The organism is Nitrospirota bacterium, from assembly GCA_026387665.1.
Classification (GTDB): domain Bacteria; phylum Nitrospirota; class Nitrospiria; order Nitrospirales; family Nitrospiraceae; genus Palsa-1315.
On sequence record JAPLLG010000008.1, the window covers coordinates 41,546 to 61,354 of the forward strand.

General features: G+C 59.7%; 18 protein-coding genes, 1 tRNA gene and 2 pseudogenes. 16 read left to right on the top strand and 5 right to left on the bottom strand.

The features are described 5' to 3' along the window. Positions 1-110 precede the first annotated feature (110 nt). The 11 genes and pseudogenes from NT179_07605 to NT179_07655 all read left to right on the top strand — a co-directional run bounded on the left by NT179_07605 (position 111) and on the right by NT179_07655 (position 12,448). Entirely contained in the window at positions 111-464 is a 354-nt protein-coding gene (locus NT179_07605) for a hypothetical protein (GenBank protein MCX5721880.1), read from the top strand. A gap of 10 nt (positions 465-474) precedes the next feature. Beyond that, a complete protein-coding gene (locus tag NT179_07610) occupies positions 475-1,779 on the top strand; it encodes a hypothetical protein (protein ID MCX5721881.1) in 1,305 nt (434 codons plus the stop codon). A 9-nt stretch (positions 1,780-1,788) separates the two neighbouring features. Next, positions 1,789-2,487, top strand: coding sequence for a hypothetical protein (locus tag NT179_07615; protein MCX5721882.1), 699 nt, complete (start codon positions 1,789-1,791; stop codon positions 2,485-2,487). Between the two features lie 3 nt (positions 2,488-2,490). Next, positions 2,491-2,862 carry a hypothetical protein gene (locus tag NT179_07620; GenBank protein ID MCX5721883.1) on the top strand — a complete coding sequence of 124 codons (372 nt, stop codon included), beginning with the start codon at positions 2,491-2,493 and terminating at the stop codon, positions 2,860-2,862. Between the two features lie 10 nt (positions 2,863-2,872). Continuing rightward, positions 2,873-4,153, top strand: a complete 1,281-nt coding sequence (locus tag NT179_07625) for an ABC transporter permease (protein MCX5721884.1) — start codon at positions 2,873-2,875, stop codon at positions 4,151-4,153. Between the two features lies 1 nt (position 4,154). After that, positions 4,155-4,901 (top strand): ABC transporter ATP-binding protein, encoded by a 747-nt coding sequence (locus NT179_07630; protein MCX5721885.1) that lies wholly within the window; start codon positions 4,155-4,157, stop codon positions 4,899-4,901. A gap of 350 nt (positions 4,902-5,251) precedes the next feature. Then, positions 5,252-8,605 (top strand): PAS domain S-box protein, encoded by a 3,354-nt coding sequence (locus tag NT179_07635; protein ID MCX5721886.1) that lies wholly within the window; start codon positions 5,252-5,254, stop codon positions 8,603-8,605. Then, complete coding sequence (locus NT179_07640; GenBank protein ID MCX5721887.1) at positions 8,593-9,261, top strand: response regulator transcription factor; 669 nt, start codon at positions 8,593-8,595, stop codon at positions 9,259-9,261. The genes NT179_07635 and NT179_07640 overlap by 13 nt, the downstream gene beginning before the upstream one ends. A 181-nt stretch (positions 9,262-9,442) precedes the next feature. After that, positions 9,443-9,778 (top strand): hypothetical protein, encoded by a 336-nt coding sequence (locus NT179_07645; GenBank protein ID MCX5721888.1) that lies wholly within the window; start codon positions 9,443-9,445, stop codon positions 9,776-9,778. Between the two features lie 168 nt (positions 9,779-9,946). Beyond that, positions 9,947-11,677 (top strand): annotated as a pseudogene (locus NT179_07650) (DUF3365 domain-containing protein). 42 nt (positions 11,678-11,719) lie between these two features. Next, positions 11,720-12,448 (top strand): annotated as a pseudogene (locus NT179_07655) (methyl-accepting chemotaxis protein). 417 nt (positions 12,449-12,865) lie between these two features. Here the strand turns inward: NT179_07655 and NT179_07660 are convergent. After that, on the bottom strand, positions 12,866-13,249 hold the full coding sequence (locus NT179_07660; GenBank protein MCX5721889.1) for a hypothetical protein: 384 nt from the start codon (positions 13,247-13,249) through the stop codon (positions 12,866-12,868). 382 nt (positions 13,250-13,631) lie between these two features. Between NT179_07660 and NT179_07665 the strand changes: the two genes are divergently transcribed. Both NT179_07665 and NT179_07670 read left to right on the top strand, forming a co-directional pair. Next, the gene (locus tag NT179_07665; GenBank protein MCX5721890.1) at positions 13,632-14,333 is read left to right on the top strand and encodes a MarR family winged helix-turn-helix transcriptional regulator; all 702 of its coding nucleotides are present in this window, start codon (positions 13,632-13,634) and stop codon (positions 14,331-14,333) included. 153 nt (positions 14,334-14,486) lie between these two features. Continuing rightward, entirely contained in the window at positions 14,487-14,636 is a 150-nt protein-coding gene (locus tag NT179_07670; GenBank protein MCX5721891.1) for a hypothetical protein, read from the top strand. A 25-nt stretch (positions 14,637-14,661) separates the two neighbouring features. Here NT179_07670 and NT179_07675 read toward each other — a convergent pair whose 3' ends face one another. Together NT179_07675 and NT179_07680 are read right to left on the bottom strand one after the other, a co-directional pair. Next, positions 14,662-15,204: a hypothetical protein gene (locus tag NT179_07675; protein ID MCX5721892.1), complete on the bottom strand. Its 543-nt coding sequence runs from the start codon at positions 15,202-15,204 to the stop codon at positions 14,662-14,664. Further along, a complete protein-coding gene (locus NT179_07680) occupies positions 15,201-15,707 on the bottom strand; it encodes a hypothetical protein (GenBank protein MCX5721893.1) in 507 nt (168 codons plus the stop codon). Before NT179_07680 ends, NT179_07675 begins: the two co-directional genes overlap by 4 nt. A gap of 173 nt (positions 15,708-15,880) precedes the next feature. Here NT179_07680 and NT179_07685 point away from each other — a divergent pair. The 3 genes from NT179_07685 to NT179_07695 all read left to right on the top strand — a co-directional run bounded on the left by NT179_07685 (position 15,881) and on the right by NT179_07695 (position 17,413). Next, a tRNA-Glu gene (locus NT179_07685) sits at positions 15,881-15,958 on the top strand. 129 nt (positions 15,959-16,087) lie between these two features. Continuing rightward, positions 16,088-16,921 carry a formylglycine-generating enzyme family protein gene (locus NT179_07690; GenBank protein MCX5721894.1) on the top strand — a complete coding sequence of 278 codons (834 nt, stop codon included), beginning with the start codon at positions 16,088-16,090 and terminating at the stop codon, positions 16,919-16,921. 39 nt (positions 16,922-16,960) lie between these two features. Continuing rightward, entirely contained in the window at positions 16,961-17,413 is a 453-nt protein-coding gene (locus NT179_07695) for a hypothetical protein (protein ID MCX5721895.1), read from the top strand. Between the two features lie 13 nt (positions 17,414-17,426). On the opposite strand, the gene NT179_07700 is transcribed toward NT179_07695, so the two are convergent. Together NT179_07700 and NT179_07705 are read right to left on the bottom strand one after the other, a co-directional pair. Further along, the gene (locus tag NT179_07700) at positions 17,427-18,602 is read right to left on the bottom strand and encodes a PilT/PilU family type 4a pilus ATPase (GenBank protein ID MCX5721896.1); all 1,176 of its coding nucleotides are present in this window, start codon (positions 18,600-18,602) and stop codon (positions 17,427-17,429) included. A gap of 35 nt (positions 18,603-18,637) precedes the next feature. Then, positions 18,638-19,696, bottom strand: coding sequence for a type IV pilus twitching motility protein PilT (locus NT179_07705; GenBank protein MCX5721897.1), 1,059 nt, complete (start codon positions 19,694-19,696; stop codon positions 18,638-18,640). Positions 19,697-19,809 lie beyond the last annotated feature (113 nt).

The following is a 19,809-nucleotide window of genomic DNA, read 5'->3' on the forward strand; positions in this document are numbered from 1 at the left end:
CCTGCTGTCTCATTTTCGTGGGCGCGTAACACCGGAATGCAGACAAGGCTTCGAACGTGATGGAACTGGGGCGGTCATTCCCAATGCGTCTAACAAGGGAGGGTGCAATCATGATGAAGAATAAGAACGTATGGAGAGGTCTCGTTGCGGTTCTGATGATGGTGGGAGTCGTGGCATGCGCAGTCATTGCCAGTCCGCCTCAAGACCTGGTTGCCAAGAACGACCACGCAGGGTTGGAAACCTGGTATGTGAAGGAGGCCGCCCATCTCCGCCAGCGCGCGAAGGACATGCTGGTCATGGCGGAGGAGTATCAGAAGAATCCTGAAGCTGGTTCGCGCGGAGTGATGTCCCCCAAGATCGATATGGTCCAGCACTGCCAAAGCCTCGCGGCCATCTATGCCAAGGCGGCTGAAGAGGCTGAGGTGATCGCAGGCGCGCATCGAGACATGAGGGGGCATTCGTAAAGCAGTCTTCATGGGCGCCGCGCGCAATTGGCAGGTCATTGGCGGCAAGGAATCTGTGGTGCGTTTCGAGATCCAGAAACAATTCCTTGCCGCGGCAGTGGCGCTCGTTGCGATTGGCCTGTGCGCGCCATCGATATCTGCGGCGCCATCAGACGAGAAGCAGAGGAAGGAAACGGCTGCCGGCTCAGAAATAGACCCGTTCGCGGACCTTGCCGAACTTCCGGCGCCGCAGGCCACGCCGGAACAGGCTTCTCGCTCATGGCGAGAGACATTGTTGACCGAGAATTTCGGATTCAGGAAGGAAGTCATGTCGCAGTTCGACATGAACGAGCGGGGCAAGACCGCCAGCCGCCAGTCTGTTGGCTTCGAGGCGCTCAAGAAGTTCTCGACGGCGACTGCGACCCTGGCCAGCTTCGATTTCCAGGGGCGGTTGGTCCGTCGAGATGGATTCAACCCCGTGCAGAACGATATGGAGGGCCAGGGTCGGCCCGGCTGGGCATTCGAGTATCACAACGCCTATCTGGACCTGTACAACGTGCTCAATCCTCTGTTGAGCGATGAACAGCGTGGCGATACGGTCGGGCGGTTCAACCTTCGCGCCGGCCGGTTTTATGTGCCGTTCGGGCTTAACCTTCAGACCGATACGCATGGCACGGTGCTTCAGCTGTCCAATGACCGTAACTTTGGATTTGAGCGGGATTGGTATACAGGATTCTGGGGCGCGATCAGTCCGGATGTGAATTATGACGTCTACTATTTGGCCGGCTCCGGGTACGATCTCAAATTCAAAGGCCAGAGTGGACTCGGTGCAATCAGGCTGAGCTTGGCGAATAAGTACAGTTACGAATATGGGCTGGAAGGTGGCTTATCGATTCTGGGAGGGGAGCGATTGTCTCCCGATGCCATCACGCGCCGTCGCATTCTTGCCGTAAACATAGGGAACGAGAATCGCGTGGAGACGAAGCGGGTCGGCCTCGATGGCCGCTATCGACAGGCGGTGCCGACCGGTCTGCTCACTGTCACGTCCGAACTCAGCGGAGGCCGCGATCTGTCCAGCAATCTGTTCACGCAGCTCTATCAAGCCGAATATCTTCACGCCTCGCGACAGTGGGGCGTCTCCACGCAATATCGGCGCTTTCAGCAGGAGGGGCTGGGCGCCGATGCGTCCATCATCGGCGAGATCTCCTGGTATTTCAGGAACGACATCGGTAATTCCAACTTGCATTGGATCAAACTCAATGTCGAGCGCCAAGTCGAGCAGATGCAAGGGCCGCACAGCACCATTGCGACGATGCAATATTATTTCTATCAGTAGGAGGCGCGGATGAAGAGTCTCGTCATGTGCCTGATGGTCGCGGTCCTCGCGTTGCCTCAGTATGCCTTTGCCGCGATTGGGTGCACGTTGAGCAATCCGGCTGAGGACTTAAAGTATCTCTATCCCGAGATGACGACCTACAAAGAGGACCTCAATGAGTTTCCACGTCTCAAGAATGGCGCCGAGCTCTTCAGCGCCCTACGGGAACGTCTCGGCAGCGACCTTGATCCGATCTATGAGACGTTCGAGACCCCCTATACCGTGTATAGCGTCTTTAAGGGAGAGAGTAAGATCGGGGTCGTTCATGGCGTCAACGTGCCAGGGAAGGGTGGCGTGATCCAGGTGTTTCTGTCGATGGACCCGCAGACCGCTGCGATCAGGAGATTCTTTTTCCAGCGGTTGGAAAGCCCGGCGGCGCGCCAGCTGAGGAGCAAGGAGTTCCTCAACCAATTCGAGGGCCTGACGCTCGGGGACTTCTACAAGCACGATTACTATATCACCGTCGATCCTGGCGCGAAGGCCGACAAAGTAGCGGCCATTACGCCGCCGTCATTCGATCCAAGCGGCAGACCTGATTACGAGGCGTCCCTCCGCGGTATTCGGAAGAATTTAATCCTGATCGACTTCTTCGTGTACGGGAAGAAGTTCGAGCCGTATTTCGAGCGAGCCAAGCAGGCAGCCGAGAAGGCGAAGGCCCGAAAGGAGTAGGGTATGAGAACGATACTGGTCCTCTGCGCGCTCTCCCTCGTCGTCGGGGCGGTGGTCATCTGGTACCTGGTAAGTCTGCCCAACGAGTATGGCTCGTTCGCGGGAGTGCCGAAGGCTGAGGTTGCAGATCTCATCGAGCGGCCGAAGGATTTTCTGCACACAACTCTGGCCATCGAGGGTACGGTCCGGCAGCAATGCACCACTATGGGCTGCTATTTCTTTTTTCTCTCAGGCACGAAGATGCTGCGGGTCGATTTGGAGCAGATCACGATGGTGGCGCCGAGGAGGAACGGACATAGGGCTCGCGTGGAGGGGCAGATCGTGCCCTATGGCGACGGGTATCAGTTTGTCGCCAGCGCGGTCGAATTCGAGTGAGGAGGACATAATGGACGAGACAACGCGAGATCCGTTTGTGCTCCGGCGCTATGTCGTGCTGGCCGTCAAGAATCTGCGCAGGCGTCCGGTGCGCACAGGGCTGACCGTCGCCGGAGTCGCGCTGGCGGTGACGGTGGCCGTGTCGCTCGGAGGTTTTATGCTGGGCTACCGGGGGGCCATCGACAAGAGCATCGACATGCTGGGTTACCAGGTCATGATCATGGCCAAGGGCTGTCCCTACGAGGCCGCGACCATGATGCTCAAAGGAGGGACAGGGTTGCTCTATCTGCCTGGCGATACCTACCAGCAGGTCAAGAGCGATCCGGATATCGAAAGCATCACGCCGATTTTCGTGGGGGTGGCGCAGAAGCAGGCCAGCAGCATCCGTGACGAAGGCGCGGCCAGTAACTTCACGATCATCAGCGGCATCGATGTGCCGAGTTTCCTGGTCATGAAGCCGTGGCTCGCCTTCAAGAAGGGTCCGGGGTACGCCAATGGCCGGTGGTTTTCGCCCGGGAGCAAGGACGAGGTGGTCCTGGGCTTTGAAGCCGCCGAGTACGAGCAGCGCAAGGTCGGCGACAGTTTCTACGCTTCAATTACCCCGGCGGGCCAGCCCAATCCCGTCCTGTATCAATTCACGGTCGTGGGTGTGCTGGAGCGGACCGGCACGCAGGACGATGGAACGGTCTTTCTGCCGATCGATGTGACGCGGGAATATTTCAATCGGCCGAATCAGTTGACGATCCTCGGCATCAAGCTCAAAGAGTTCAGTTCGTTCAAGATGCGCGAGTTCGAAACGCGCTGGCTCAAGCTGCCGGAGGTCCAGGTGGTCGGGTTGCAGCAGGTGAAGAGCACGCTGATCAACCTCGTGGCCACAGCCCAGACCATGATTGCCGCGGTGGCCGCCATCGCCGTGATCGTCGCCCTCATCGGGGTCATCAACACGATTCTCATGAGCGTGTACGAGCGCACGGCGGAAATCGGCATTATGAAAGCGCTTGGCGCGAGGCGCGGCAGCATCTTTCAGCTCATCTGGCTGGAAACGCTGATGGTGTGTTTTGTCGGCGCCCTGGCCGGTTCGGCGATGGCGGTCATTGCCGCGGGCCTTGTCGAGCAGGCGATCAAATCGCTGGCTAACCTGGGCGTATCGGGGTCGATCGTGCAGATTACTCCGGCCCTCGTCGGATACACCGTGCTTGTCACCGTGGTGCTGGGATTCTTCGCCGGGCTCTATCCTGCGTGGCGGGCATCGTCGATGCGGCCAGTCGAAGCGATCGGGAAGGGAGGCTGAGATGCACGACACCATCATCGAGGCCCACGGGCTCAAGCGGTATTACTATCGTGGCAGCGAGACGGTCAAGGCGCTGGACGGGGTGGACCTCTCCATCAGGACCGGCGAGATCGTGTCGATTCTCGGCCCCTCCGGCTCGGGCAAGACGACGCTCATCAACCTGCTCTCCTGCCTGGATGCGCCGACGGCAGGGACGCTCATGGTGGCGGGCAAGTCGGTCGCCGGGCTCTCCGAGGACGAGCTGGTCGAGGTCAGGCGCGGGGTGCTGGGGTTCGTGTTTCAACAGTTCTCCCTGCTGCCGACGCTGACGGTCTCGGAGAACGTCGAGCTCCCGCTGATGTTCCTGGGGCGCCGAACCGATGCGCGCAGAACCGCGGAGGTCCTGAGGATGGTCGGCCTGAGCGACCGGGCCACCCATTTGCCGCGAGAATTGTCAGGCGGGCAGATGCAACGGGTGGCGATCGCGCGCGCCCTGATCGTGGATCCGAAGATTCTGGTCGCGGACGAGCCCACCGGGAACCTCGACAAGGCGACGGGCGAGTCCATCATCGCGCTGTTCAAACATTTGGCGGCCGAGAAAGGGCTGGCGATCCTGATCACGACGCACAACCCAGTGTTCGGCTATGAGACGGACCGAGCCATTACGCTGGAAGATGGCCGGATCGTCAAGGATGAGGATCTCCGGAATGGCGCAACCCTTCCCGGTACTGTCGGTCCAAAGCCGAAGCCCGTACCAGCCCGCACGTAGCCGAACCGCTCTCGCCGCCGCCCAGCCTTATCGCACCGGCCTGATTCGATTAAGAAGACGCTCCCTCTGGCTCCAAACCGGAATAGTGGATCTCCCGCCACTTGAGATACGAGTCATTTTCCCAATATTTGTGGCCTGGATTTTGGTGTTGGGGTAGGGTGGGTATATCTACTCACCTCCTCCACGTCGAACTATTGTTTTGGGTAAGAGGGGGAATTGGTCTATTGCTATTGGGGTAACGGTGCAGGCGGTTTTCTCTCCATGACGAGAGGGGCCACGGCTGGAAGCCGGACGAACACTCTGGCGCAATTCAGAACGCGCGCCTGATTTCTCCACCGCGGACATGCAGCATGAACGGTAATGCAAGTTTCATCTCCTATGGGCCGCGACAGTTGTCCCTGCTCATCGGCAGCATTCTTGCCGTGACGCTGCTCATTGGATGGATCTCCCTCTCTATCATCGAGCGCCAGCTGCTGGAGACCACTGGGCATACGCTGGCTCTGGCCGCAGGCGAGGTCGCCGACAAGCTGGATCGGATCGTGTTTGAGCGTCGGGGCGACGCACAGATGATGGCGCGAGCGTTCACCAGCCGCTGTCGCGACACATCTTTTATATCGACCTACTTGAAGTGGGTGAGCCAGGCCTATCCTCTGTATGAATCGCTGTCCATGCTCGATGCGCAGGGTCACGTCGTGACGACGACGAATGCTTCGCTGGCCAGTAGCGATTTCAGTCACCGCCCATGGTTTGAGCAGATGCGTGACGGTCGCGTGAAGGTTATATATCAATGGGAATCGACGAAGCTGGCCGGGCAGGAGGTCGGCGCCGGGGTGTCTTTTGCAGCGCCGATCACTGACTCCAGCGGCCTCTTCTGCGGCGTGGTCCTGTCGCGGGTGGGTCTGTCGGTTTTGGGAGATACCGTGACGAGAAAGTGGGAGCCATTGAGTATCGATACGACGCCATTCTCCGCACTCGAGTATCAATTTGTGACCAGCGAAGGACTCGACTTTGTAAATTCGTTGCAGCATGCGAGCGCGGTGCCGTCGAATCTGAGAGAGCTGGCGGTCCCGTCGTTTCTGCGTGCGGAGTCCGAAGAGATTGGCTTTGTCGAGGAGCTGCATGTCCGCCGTCATGTGCCGGTCGTGACCGGGTTTGCCAGGACGCACGGCTATCGGGATTCTGTGAATCCAGAGTGGATAGTGCTTTTGCGGGTGGACCGCAGCACGTTGCTTGCTCCGATCCGAACTCGCGTGCTGTTCGTGGGCCTGCTCGGGCTTATGGGAGTCCTGCCGCTCTCACTGGGGCTGCTGTGGGCCTTGCGGCGGCTGAAAAGTGTAGGGGTGGTGGCCCAATCAGAACATGCGAGGGCTGGCGAGGCGGAGGAAGCGCTCCAGGAAAGTCGGGAACGATTTGCCGGCGCGTTCCAGAACGCCACGATCGGCATGGCCCTCGTGGGAACGGACGGACGATGGCTGCAGGTCAACCGCGCCTTGTGCGAGATCGTCGGCTATTCAGAGCCAGAGTTGACGGCGCTGACGTTCCAAGCCATTACCCATCCGGACGATCTGGGTGCGGACCTTGCCAGCGTGGACAAACTGCTGGCCGGCGAGCTCTGTGCCTATTACGTAGAGAAACGTTATCTGCACAAGCTCGGCCACCCGATTTGGATTGCCTTGAGCACCTCGCTGGTCCGAGGCAGGCAAGGAGATCCGTTGTACTTCGTGTCGCAGATCCAGGACATCACTGCCCGTAAAGAGGCAGAAGCGGCGCTGGCAGCGAGCGAGCAAAAGTTCAGGCTGCTGGCTGAGAGTGCCATCGATGTGATTTACCGGCTCAACGAACAGGGGCAAATCATCTATGTCTCTCCCGCTTCGGAGAAAGTCCTCGGCTATACTCCCCAGGAGATGATCGGGTCCCATTTTTCAGAATATTTCTCCGTGTCGGAGCTCCCCAAGGCTGTGAACGCATTCAAGGCCGCCATGGTGGGAGAGTTCCTGCCGTCGCTGCAGCTCTCCATTACCGCCAAAGACGGAAGGGCTGTGCCCACGGAGGTCAATGTCGCGCCGATTGAAGAATACGGGGCCGTCGTCGGCGTACATGGCATCGTCCGCGACATTACCCTCCGCCAGCAGATCGAGAAAGCTTTGCATGACAGCGAGGCCCGGTTGCAAGGCATTATCGAGTCGGCGATGGATGCCATCGTGACGATCGATGAGGATCGGCGGGTCGTGGTGTTCAATGCCATGGCTGAGAAGATATTTGGATGGAAAGCCGGCGAGATCATCGGTCAGCCGATCGAGGTCTTGCTGCCGTTGCGCGTTCGGCCTGGGCATCCAGCGCTGGTGCAGAGATTTATCGAGTCGGGCAGCTTGCCACGGGCGATGGGCGGATTGAGCCAGATTGCCGGTTTGCGGGCCACCGGCGAGGAATTTCCCGTTGAGGCGGCCATTTCCAAAACGATGGTCGGCGGACGCACCTATTGTTCGGTCATCCTCCGAGACGTGACCGACCGTCGGCGCAATGAGGTCGCGTTGCTCTCCCGCACCAGGCAACAGGCTGCCGTGGCGCAATTGGGGTTCTATGCGCTGTCGACGCACGACGCGGATCTGGTGTTACACGAAGCCGCGCGTCTGGTGGCTGAGGCGTTGGAGGCGGATTTCTGCAAAGTGCTGGAGTTGCTGCCTGCCGGCGATATGTGCCTGCTTCGAGCCGGAATGGGATGGCGGGAAGGGCTTGTGGGGAACGCTCTCGTGAGTGCCGGACTCGATTCTCAGGCTGGCCATACCCTGAAGTCCAGAGCGCCGATCGTGGTGCGGGATTTGCGCAGTGAAACGCGATTTTCAGGCCCACCCCTTCTCCATCAACATGGAGTCGTTAGCGGCATGAGCGCGGTGATTTATAGCAATGGCCATTCGTGGGGTGTCTTGGGCGTCCATACCAAGGCGCTACGGGCGTTCGGCCAGGACGATATCCACTTCCTGCAGGCCGTCGCCAACGTCCTGGGCGCGACGCTGGAGCGACAAGGCGCAGAGCAGGCGCTCAAACAGAGCGAGTTGTTGCTGCGGGCGTCGTTGGACGAACGGGAACGGATGGCGTTGAACCTCCATGACGGCGTGATCCAATCCCTCTTTGCCATGGGGCTGACCTTGCGAGAGAGCCAGGAATTGATCGGCGAGAACACGGAGGCGGCGCGGGCCCAGGTCGGTGAAGGGTTGGCGGCGCTGAAGGGAGTGATTCGGGAACTGCGAGAGTCCATCATCGGGGGAGCGCCTCTTGCAAACAGCAGCAGCAGCAGTAAGTCATTCCAGGAGATACTCACCGATCTTGTCGTGGCGGCTCAGGGGCCGCGGGGGATCGTCTTTCAAGTCACGCTCGCTTCCGAGGCTCTCTCGCGGCTCGCAGGCGATGCAGAGGAGCATCTCTTGTTCATCGTGCGAGAGGCGGTCAGCAATGCTCAGCGGCATTCGCACGGCACCAGCGGGCAGGTGACGTTGGCTCTACACAACGGAGGGGCGCGGTTGGTGATTGAAGACAATGGACAGGGGTTCGACAGCCGGAAGGTCTCAGGCAGGGGCCTGGGGTTGAGCAATATGGCGGTTCGTGCCGAAAAGATCGGAGCCCGGTGCGAGGTGCAGTCTTCCAGAGGGAAGGGGGTTCGAATCGTGGTGGAACTTCCAGGTAAGGAGACGACATGCAGGGTGTAGCGCAGCCGATTACGGTTCTTCTTGTCGATGACCACGAAGTGGTCCGGATGGGCCTGCAGTCGCTCTTTAAACGGGTCGGCGGAATTGTCGTGGTCGGCGAGGCCGGCACCGGGCGGGAAGCGGTGGAGGCCGTTCGCCGGTTGACCCCCGCGGTCGTGCTGCTGGACTTGCGCCTTCCTGATGCCAATGGGATCGAGGTCTGCCGGGAAATTCTGGAAATCGTTCCGGCCTGCAAGGTATTGTTTCTTACCTCCTATGTCGATGAGGAAGCCGCCATGGCGACCATTCTGGCCGGTGCGAAGGGGTATCTGCTGAAAGACGTGCTTGGGGAAGAATTGGTCCGCGCCATTGAACAAGTCGCGGCGGGCCAGTCCGTGTTGGACCCGGCGCTCACCGCGCGGGTGCTGGCCTTGTTGCAATCGCCTAATGTCTCCGCCGGCCCGAATCCTCCGCATCCGCTGTCTTTGCAGGAACAGCAGATGATGACGTTGATCGTCGAGGGAAAGACCAACAAAGACATCGGCGTGGCGTTGGGATTGAGCGACAAAACCGTCAGGAATTTACTGACCTCCGTGTTCAAGAAGCTCGGTGCCAGGCGCCGTTCCCAGGCCGCGGTGGTATATAGCAAGCAGTACTCCTCTTCGATTCCCGACTAGTCCTCGCAGTCCTCTCCATTATTATTCTCCATTAGTTTATCCCGCGGGACATTTAGCCCGCGTTCTCAGGACTTTTTGCCCCTACTTTGTCTTACGTAACTGCCGATAAATATTAGGCGGAAGTGATGAATGGTGGCATTCAATCGTGGCGGTGGCGCCTGCGTCGAAGGAAGGCCGGATCATGCATCATCAATCAGATTTTGAAGGGGCAGCCAGTTCTCACGAAGGGCTCCCGCCGACCCTGGCACAGCCCTGCGCGTCCCTTGAGCAGGCCCTGGCCGTTCTATCGGCCTGGGTTGCGCAGCAGCAGCAGTCGGTGGCGGCTCTCACGCAGCTCAATACGATGATGGACCAATCGCCTGATTGCGTCGATATTACCGAGGCCGCGGTCGACCGGCTGATCGTCGAGCAGCTGATGCAGGGCTATACGCCTCGACGCAGAATTCCGGCCTCGGAAGAGGTGGGGGCGAGGGATTATTTGCGCGCCATGAGAGATCAGCCGGATCGCGCAGAGTGAATGGATGAGCGGAATGGAAACGGGCCAGCGAAATATTTATTTCATGCAGGGAGTACTTCCATGACACGATATTGGTCCCGACTGAACTTGGCGTCGAAGGTTCTGGCGCTCACGATCCCGCTCGTGCTGGCCGGCATGGGCTCCCTCACCTATTGGCTGGCAGAGGGGATGCGCGATGATTTGCAGAACCGCCTCCAGGAGCGGGGCACGATCATTCAGAAGCAGATCGAAGTGACGCGCGGGTACCTCGCCAGCCAGTATGTGGCCAAGATCAAGGGTTCCGGCCAAGGGATGATCAAGGTGGCGCAAGATCACAGCGCCCCCGATACCGTTCCGCTTCCGGCGACGGCCACGCGGGAAATGTCGGAAGAGCTCAACCAACTCGGGTTCTATACGGCGCGCATCATCAGCAAAACGCCGCTGAATCCTGCCAATAGCCCCCAGGGGTCATTTGAAGAAGAAGGCCTCCGCGCGCTGGCGGCCGGGGCGGCCGAGTCGATCCGCGTCGAGCCGGTCAAGGGCGCCATGATGTTCCGCCGCATGACCCCCGATATCATCAACAGCCAAGCCTGTATCGGGTGCCATACCGACAAGAAGATGGGCGACATGGTCGGCGCGATCTCGGTGCAAATGCCGATGGAAAAGGCGCTGGCTGCGCTCGACCACAAGACCAACGTGCTCTATGCCGTCGGGGCGCTGGGCGCCGCCTTCCTGGCCGCGATCGTATTTCTGCTCCTGCGCAGCCTGGTCATTCTCCCGTTGAAACATCTCGGCGAGGCCGTGGAGAAGATCGCCCAGGGTCATTATGGGACCCGCGCTTCGGCGACGAATCATGACGAAATGGGGCAGTTGTCCCAGGCCTTCAATGCGATGGGGGAGAAGCTCCAGTCGTCATCTGCCAAGCAGCAGGAGATGGTGGGGGCGCTCGACGCCGCGAATGCCGCGGTCACGATGATCGATCGCGATTGCAAGATCACCTATGTGAACCAGGGCGCGAAAAAACAGTTCAAGCTATTAGAGCCACAACTCCGGACCCTCTTTCCTGGCTTCGATACCGACAAGCTGGTGGGGACCTGCATCGATAGCTTCCACAAGGACCCGCAACGGATTCGTCGGCTGCTGGACGATCCGCGGAACCTGCCGCATAAGGCCAACATTCAGGCTGGCCCGCTGACCCTTGCGCTCTCGGTCAGCGCCATCAATGACCTGGAGGGCAAGTACATCGGCAACACGCTTGAGTGGCAGAACGTGACCGAGACCCGCAAGCTGGAAGTGGAGATGGCGCGGTTGCGGTCGGCCCTCGACAGCGCCACGGCCAACATGCTCGTCTGCGACCGGAACTACCAGATCGTGTACCTCAACAAATCCTCGCAGACGAACCTGCAAAAGATGGAACGCGAAGTGCAGAAGGCTATTCCCGGCTTCCGCGTCGACAAGGTGCTCGGCTCGAGCATCGACATGTACCACAAGAATCCGTCGCAGCAGCGGCAATTGCTGGACGATCCGAAGAACCTCCCGCGTACGGCGGAGATCAAGATTGGGCCGCTCACGTTGGACCTGGCGGCCTCGGCCATCATGAACGACAAGGGCGAGTATCTTGGTAACGTGGTCGAATGGAGGGATGTCAGCGCCGATAAGAAGGCCCAGATCGCCGTGGATCGCTTGATCGTGGCGGCCTCTTCCGGCCAGTTGGGCGAACGGATCAACGCGGAGGAGTTCGAGGGCTTCTTCAAGAACCTCTCGCAGGGCGTCAATACGATGTTGGACGCCGTCGTGACCCCGCTGCATGAGGCGCAAACGGTGTTGACAGCCCTTGCGCAGGGGGATCTCCGGACCCAGATGACCGGTGCTTACGAAGGCGAGTTCGAGCAGATGAAGGTCAGCCTGAATAGGGCCATCACGAATTTGACGGCCACTCTCGCGACCGTGCGGACTGCCGCCGAGAGCGTGAGTACCGGCTCGGAGGAGATTACCAAGGGCAACGAGGATCTCTCGCAACGGACCAGCGAGCAGGCCTCCGCGCTGGAAGAGACCTCCTCGGCGATGGAGCAGATGACCTCCGCGGTGAAGCAGAGCGCCGACAATGCCAAGCAGGCGAACCAGTTGGCTATTGCGGCTCGCAACGTGGCCGAACAGGGCGGTGCGGTCACGACCAAAGCGATCGACGCGATGGGCGAGATCAACAAGAGCAGCAAGAAGATCGGCGACATCATTACGGTGATCGACGAGATCGCGTTCCAGACGAATCTTCTGGCCTTGAATGCCGCGGTGGAAGCGGCCAGAGCCGGGGAACATGGACGGGGCTTTGCCGTCGTGGCCGCCGAAGTCCGCAACCTGGCGCAGCGGTCTGCGACCGCGGCCAAGGAGATCAAGGGCTTGATCAACGAGTCTATCCAGCGGGTGACGGACGGCAGCGAATTGGTCGATCAGTCCGGCAAGACGCTGGCGGAGATCGTGGGCTCGGTGAAACGGGTGACCGACATCATCGCCGAGATCACGGCGTCGGCGCAGGAGCAGGCCAGCGGGATTGATCAGGTGAACAAGGCGATCGTGCAGATGGACGAGACGACGCAGCAGAACGCGGCGCTCGTGGAAGAGGCGACCAGCGCCAGCCAGTCCATGAAGGAGCAGGCCAAGGAGCTGATGCACCAGGTCGCGTCCTTCAAGCTCGCGCAGACTGGACCGGAGCAGAGCCAGGGGCGGCCCGGCGCCCTTTCGTCCGGGCCGGCGAAGAAACCGATGTTCAAGAAACCGGCGGTTGTCCCTATGTCTGCGCCGGAACCGGCTTCGATCGCCAGCGGGAACGGCAAGGATCGCCGGCAGAAGGAAAGTGAGTTCGAGGAATTCTAGGTCTTCCCTCTTGGGGGCGCCGGTTGGTCGGCGGGGTTGGTTCGTCCCTCCTCTGTTGGCCAATCGCCGTCCCCAAGGGGCTTTTTTATTCAGCGCCACAGCGATTGACCCGCCTGTCACGCAGACGTTCGTGACAGGCGGGTTCATGTTGTTGTGTGGATGCAAAGTCCTGCGGCTCGACCTGTTCATTGGAGAGGCGCCCGCAGTCGGACGCGAAGGAACCGGACTGCGTCTTTGTTATCGTGGGTTGAGCAGGTTCAGCGCGAGTTGCCGGATCGATATCACGAGGGAGTCGCCGATGGTACAGAGGTCATTCTGCAGGGAAGGAAGGTCTTTTGCCTGAATCTCGAATGACTGGAGTCCCTCCGGTTGGATTTGAAAGAGAGTGGCGCCGCCGGGGGTATGGGGGCAAATGGACACAGTCCATTGATGGACCAGTTTCCCGCGAGATTTCATATCTGTGAAATAGGAGGCGATGAGTTCCGGGTAGACGGTGGAGGCGGAATAAAACCAGACTTGCGGCAGACGCGTGAGTCCGCCGATGGGCCGGAGATGCCCTTCGCAGGACCAGCAGGGCGGTACAATCCGCAAGCTGGACAGGGCATAGATCAGGGGCACCATATGCGGTTCAATCGGGTGCTGGTCCGGCTCAGTGGAAAGAAATCGTGGTGCGTCAGTACAACGGGCAGAACAGCCGCAGCAACAGTTCGTTGAGCGGGCGGAACATTTACACGGAGTATCACAGTTTTGGCAGGGACGGCGCTCCCGATCAGTCGGCTGTTGCAGCAGACGAGTCAGATCGTCAGTCCGCGCGCGTTTTGCCAGCTCCAGTTCAGGGAATGGAAGCAGCTTCACCGTAATACCCTCCAGTCCTAATCTTGTTATCGGCTGTCCTCTTTGAAAACTAAAGCGATTCGCCGCAATGGCGCGGCCCTGGCCGCTTGACTCGGATAGAGCCCACACCATAGACTCGCGAAATATTGGTATTCCTGGAGGTGTGCTGATGGCCAAATTACGAGTGAATAATCGCAAGAAGACCACATCTGTGTTGCCCAGCCGACAGGAGGCTGCCGCCCTGATCGCGCAGTTGGTGTCCGGTCTGGAGAAAGTCGGGCTGGCGATGAAGAGCCGGACGTGGCGCCGCGAAGGTCGCGCCGGTCTTGGCCCGTTACAGCGGCAGGTCCTCACCCTGCTTCGCTCGAAGCCGGGGCAACGAGCCCGTATCTCTACCGTGGCGAATGAGTTGGCGGTCAGGCTCCCGACTGCGTCGGAGGTCATCGCCACGCTTGAAGAGAAACAGTTGGTTCGGCGGCGTCGAGACCTGAGCGATGGACGGGTTGTGCTGGCGCAATTGACGGCCAAAGGAAATCGGTCCTGTGCTCCCTCTCCCGGTGCGCCAGATCGGCTGGGAGCGGCAACGGCGACCCTCTCGTCGCCGGAGCAAGTGGTGCTCCTCACCTCCCTGGTGAAGGTGATTCACAGCCTCCAAACGCAGGGCGAGATTGCGGTCGCAAGGATGTGCGTGTCCTGTCAGGACTTCCGCCCCAATCAGCATGCCAATGCCGAGCGCCCGCATCATTGTGACTCGGCGAACGCTTCGTTCGGTAATTGCGCGCTGCGCGTCGATTGCAAGGAGTACAGGCAGGCTTCCGTTGCGCAGGCTGATGAGACCTGGGCCAATTTCACCGGTTCCGGTACGGCGTAAAGCGGGTTTTCGATTTGTACAAGCAGCGAGAGTCGGTGGGTGTGGGATTGTACGAGCGCAGGACTAGATGAGTGAGCGAAGAAGGACGATCCGCGTCAACAGAGACCTGCCTCGCTCGGGGCAGAGGATGAATGGCTCGGGGGCGAGTCCCATATGCCGAATCTCAGCCGGGAGCTCCGTCGTCGTGAAACGAGGCAAGCGGGCGTTTCTTCCGGCTGGCTGGTCTGTGCGATGTTTGTGGCAGGTCTGGCAGCAGGCTGTCTGGTGATGCGTCTTTTCGACCGACGGTCTCAGGCCTCCTAGCTCCCCCCGTCTTCAGTTCGACTTTTCAATACAAGAGGCGGTCGGCTTCGATCTGCGTAAGGAGATCGTCCAGTGCTGCCTGGACCGCTTCTGCAATGGGGGTTTGATCGGAGGCTGTGCTCCAGCGGACTTCCTGGCCTGCCGCGTCTTTTTCCACCAGATAGGACTTGATCGGCTGCTTTTTAGAATGGCTGAGGGTTGTTTCCAGGCGCAGCTTGTATTGGTAGCGGTCGCCTGCTCGCAGCCTCAGCCAGGCTTTGACGGTCATGGTGAGGTCGCCCGGTTTGTCGCTTGCCGAGGCAAAGGTCTGGCGCGATTGGATGTAGCCGATCACGGCGGATCGAAGATCCTGCGCCGGCCATTCGAGCAAGGCGATGCCTGGCATACGGTCGGCTCCTTCCACTGCGAGGAAGGGCACGACGACTTGCAGTGATCGAGCAATAGGGGCAGTCGAGACGGCCGGAGGCGTTGGGGCCACATGAATCCGGTGGACACAGCCCCAGCTGAGCAAGAGGAGCCCGCCGAGCAGGAGTCGAAAGGATTGGCGCAGGACCTGTGGGTAGTTCATGGGTTTGCCGTTGTCGTAGTGGGTGGATGGCGGCTGTCCAAGTCTTTTAAGGCGCGCAGGGCCTGTTCGCGATAGGGCCGGTCTGTGGAGTTGGTATAACTGTCGATCAGGCGGCGGTAGGTGGCGCGGGCTTGAGGGTACTGGCGCTTGATGGTGTAGTACTGGCCCAGCGCAAGCCAGTTGGTGGCGGCGGTTGCGTTGGCGGTGTTCAGCAAGGCCAGTTCCTGCTCGACCGCCGGCGTGCTTGGCTGGCCGGTTCGTTTCCTGACTGTGTCCCCCATCTGGAGTGCCATCGCTTCAATTTTTCGGTTGTTCTGGATCGCGGACTCCACTCGGTTCGTTTTCAGATTGCCATAGAATGAGTCGGCGTGATCTTTAATCAGTTTCGCCCGTTCCTGGTAGGTCTCGCGGGTCTGGTGGGTCTCGTGGGCACAGCTCGCCACGATTAGACCGGCCGCAACGAGGAGCACCGATCTGTACGTCGCGAATCGTGGTCTGATCATGAGTCCTGCTCCTTGGGCGCCTGCCAGGCGAGGCGCCAATATTCGTGCGAGCCTGTATCCTACCGAATTCGAGTAGGAAACGCGACCAGCCGCCTGGGCGCGTCTCGCTTCCTCTAGTGACACATGAGTCTGAAGTATGGTAAGAATTCAGCTCGTTTTACGCACCGTCTCTCGTCCCCATCGTCTAGCCTGGCCTAGGACATTGCCCTTTCAAGGCAGTAACACGGGTTCAAATCCCGTTGGGGACACCAATTTCTCCTCGTTTTCTCTCGCTCGTTGACGAGCCATTCCCCTCTTCTCATTTCGTTGAGTTTATCCCGCGAGCTGGCTACACTGGCCGGCGGCGCGGTCGTGTGTTGAGAATAGTTATGGTGGTGACAATGCGTAGATGGCAGATCATGTGGTGGATGGGGATCGGCCTCATGGCAGGAATTCTCTGTCCCGTGGTGGGAGAGGCGGTGTCGTCCGAAGCAAGCCGAGGGAAGGATGGTGCCCCGATGGTGCTCGTCCCTGTCGGTCCCTTCACCATGGGCAGCGACGAGGGCCTCCCGAACGAGCGGCCTGTACATACCGTGACGCTGGATGCCTATTACATCGATCAGTATGAAGTGACCCTTAGCCTCTATCGAAAGTTTTTAGAGTCGGGAAAACAGGCGTCTCCTCCGACCTGGGACGATGAGGCTGCGACGACGGTAGGGGATCGGCCGGCCGTCGGGATGAGCTGGAGCGCAGCTTCTGCCTATTGCCAATGGGCGGGGAAACGGCTGCCGACTGAGGCTGAGTGGGAGAAGGCGGCCAGGGGGACCGATGGACGCCGGTATCCCTGGGGAGAGATGCAGCCGTTCGTCGATATCGCCAACTACAATCGGGGTATGTGGGTGAGCGAAGCCGTCACGCTGGTTTCCGTCACTAGCGGGCTCGAGGGCATGAGCGTGCGGCATGGGCTCAAAGGGGGCGGGAAGAGCTCCTTCGGTCTCTCTCACATGGCGGGAAACGCGGCAGAATGGGTGGCAGACTGGTATGGGCGCGACTATTATCAGCAGAGTCCCGAGAAGAACCCGCCGGGCTCTGCCACTGGCGATAAACGCGTAATCCGAGGCGGGTCCTGGGCGGACTTGCCTGCTGCCTTGCGTGTGACGGCGCGGCTCTCAGCTGAGCCGGATTTCGAGGATCGGACGATTGGATTTCGTTGTGCGATGAATGGTTCGAAGTGAGAGACTGCGACCTGCCTGATTTTTCCTGCGATCAATTCCATGTCTGAACGATTACTGACGCCCTTCATCATTATTGCGCTGTTCCTGGGGGGCTTGTGGGCTCTCCGCTCCACTGATTCCTCTTCTGTGACGCTGGCGCCGGATATGGTGCCGCTCGTGACAGGAGACGAACCGATTGAGGCGATCTTTACGAAAGCCGGCTGTGCCGTATGCCACACGGTCCCCGGTATTCCTGGGGCCGATGGGCGAGTCGGGCCGCCCCTGCTTTTGGGCGCTACGGGGCCTGCGCGATTGACCGATCCGTCGTATCGGGGGCATGCAGAGACGGTGCATCAGTATGTAATGGAGTCGGTCCTTGAGCCGGGGCTATTCGTGGTGCCTGGCTATCCGGCTGGCACGATGCCGACCTGGTATGGCGCGAAGCTCAGTGCCCTCGCACTGGAGAAGATTGCGGCCTATCTTGAGCGGCAAGGGGCGCCAGCCGATCGGTAAGCGATGATTCTTGTTAGACTTTGCGGAGAGGCGCGACGTTTCCCGGGGCTCCCCCCTGGATTTTAAAGGCGCTGTTCGTGGGATCGCCGGATTTTTTGTCGAGCAGCGCGTTGACCGCATCATCCCCTTTGAGACCTTCCAGCTTGATCTTGAGCCTGAGATTGTTGGCGCTATCGGCGTTGATCAAGGCCTGCTCCAGCGTGATCCGCTCGTCCTTATAGAGTTGGAACAGGACGTAGTCGAACGTCTGACATCCTTCGTCCACTCCTTGCTCCATCGCTTCCTTGAGCGAATCGACCTCGGCTTTTTTGATCAAATCCTTGATGCGGGGTGTGTCGAGCATGATCTCCAGCGCCGGGGCCCGCTTCCCATCCATAGACGGCACGAGCCGCTGCGAGATGATGGCGCGGAGATTGAGCGACAACTGAAGATAGATTTGTGCATGCCGCTCCACCGGGAAAAAGTTCATGATGCGTTCGATGGCCTGATTCGCGTTGTTCGAATGGAGCGTACCGATGCAGAGGTGTCCGGTTTCTGCAAAAGTGATCGCAGCTTCCATCGTTTCCGTGTCCCGGATTTCACCGATCAGGATCACATCCGGCGCCTGCCGCAGCGTATTTCTGAGGGCACTTTGAAAGGAGAGGGTGTCGAAGCCCACTTCTCGCTGTGTGATGATGGAGCGCTTATGGCTGTGGACGAACTCGATCGGATCTTCCACGGTCACGATATGGCCTGGATGGGTGGCATTGCGGTGGTCGATCATGGCGGCGAGGGTGGTGGATTTTCCTGAGCCGGTGGATCCGGCCACGAGCACCAACCCGCGCTTCGTCATCGCGATGTCTTTCACGATTTGAGGCAGGCCCAGTTGGTCGGCGGTCTGGATTTCGGCTTTGATGTGCCGGAAAACCAGGCCGACGTTCCCTCGCTGCCGGAAAATATTGACGCGGAACCGGCCCAGCTCTTTGTAGTAGAGGGCCAGGTTCATTTCCATCTTTTCCTCGAACTCCTGGCGCTGCTGGCCGCGCATCAGCGCCAGGGCGAGGGCTTCGAGTTGTTCGTTGGTGAACGGCGGCGCGTCGGTGAGCTGCGTCGCGCCGTGGACACGATAGGCGGGAGGCGACTCGACTGTCAGGTAGAGGTCTGACGCTTCCTGGTCCACCATGACTTTCAAAAGACTGCGAACGTCCATTTCCACCGGCCACCCCCGTTTGCTTGCGTGATTACTTAGGCTGCGCCGCCCAGCGCTGGCGCGAACAGGTTGGGATTCATGCTGCGCGATTGGGCTTCTGCTTTGGTGACGATGCCACGGGTCACTAAATCGACCAGCGCCATGTCCATCGTTTGCATACCGTCCTTCTGGCTGGCCTGCATGGTGCCGGGAATCTGGTGGAGCTTGCCTTCCCGGATGAGATTCCTGACGGCGGTCGTGGCGACCATGATCTCGAGCGCCGCGACACGGCCGCCTGATTTTTTCTTCAGCAGGGTCTGTGTGATGACGGCTTCCAGGGCTTCGGCGATTTGCGTGCGAATCTGGGATTGCTGGTTCGGAGGAAAGGCGTCGATGATGCGGTCGATGGTTTTCGGCGCGCTGGAGGTGTGGAGTGTGCCGAAAACCAAATGGCCAGTTTCCGCGGCGGTCAGCGCGAGCTGGATGGTTTCCAGGTCACGCATTTCTCCCACGAGGATGATGTCCGGGTCTTCGCGGAGCGCGGACTTCAGCGCATTGGCGAAGGACATGGTATGGACCCCCAGCTCCCGCTGGTTGACCAGGCACTTTTTTGTCTTATGGACGAACTCGACCGGATCTTCGATGGTGAGGATGTGGCCTTCGAAGGTGTTGTTCAAGTAATCGACCATGGCGGCCAGTGTCGTCGATTTGCCGGAGCCGGTCGGGCCGGTGACCAGGATCAGTCCCTTTTCGCGATCGCAGAGCTGGCGCACGATCGGCGGCATGCCGAGCTTCTCCAGCGGAATGATTTCAGTGGGAATATTGCGGAAGACGGCGCCCAGTCCGCGGGTTTGGACAAAGACATTGACGCGGAATCTGGCGATGTCGCCTAGTTCGAATGAGAAGTCGCATTCGCGTTTTTCCTCGAAATTTTTCCGTTGGGTATCGCTCATCATGTCGTAGATGAGCGAATGGGTTTCTTCCGTGGTCAGGGGAGGATGGTCGAGCTTCTTAAGGTCCCCGTTCAGGCGGATCATCGGGGGCTCCCCGGCGCTGATGTGGCAATCCGACGCGCCTTCTTTGGCCGCGAAGGTCAGGAGCTTGGAAATATCCATGGAGCGGACTCCTCGGTGAGAATGGATGAACGAAAGCAGGGCTTCAGCCTGTCAGGCCGCAGCATTGCTTGAGAGTCATGATGCCATAGGGTAATGGGAAAGCAAGGAAATAG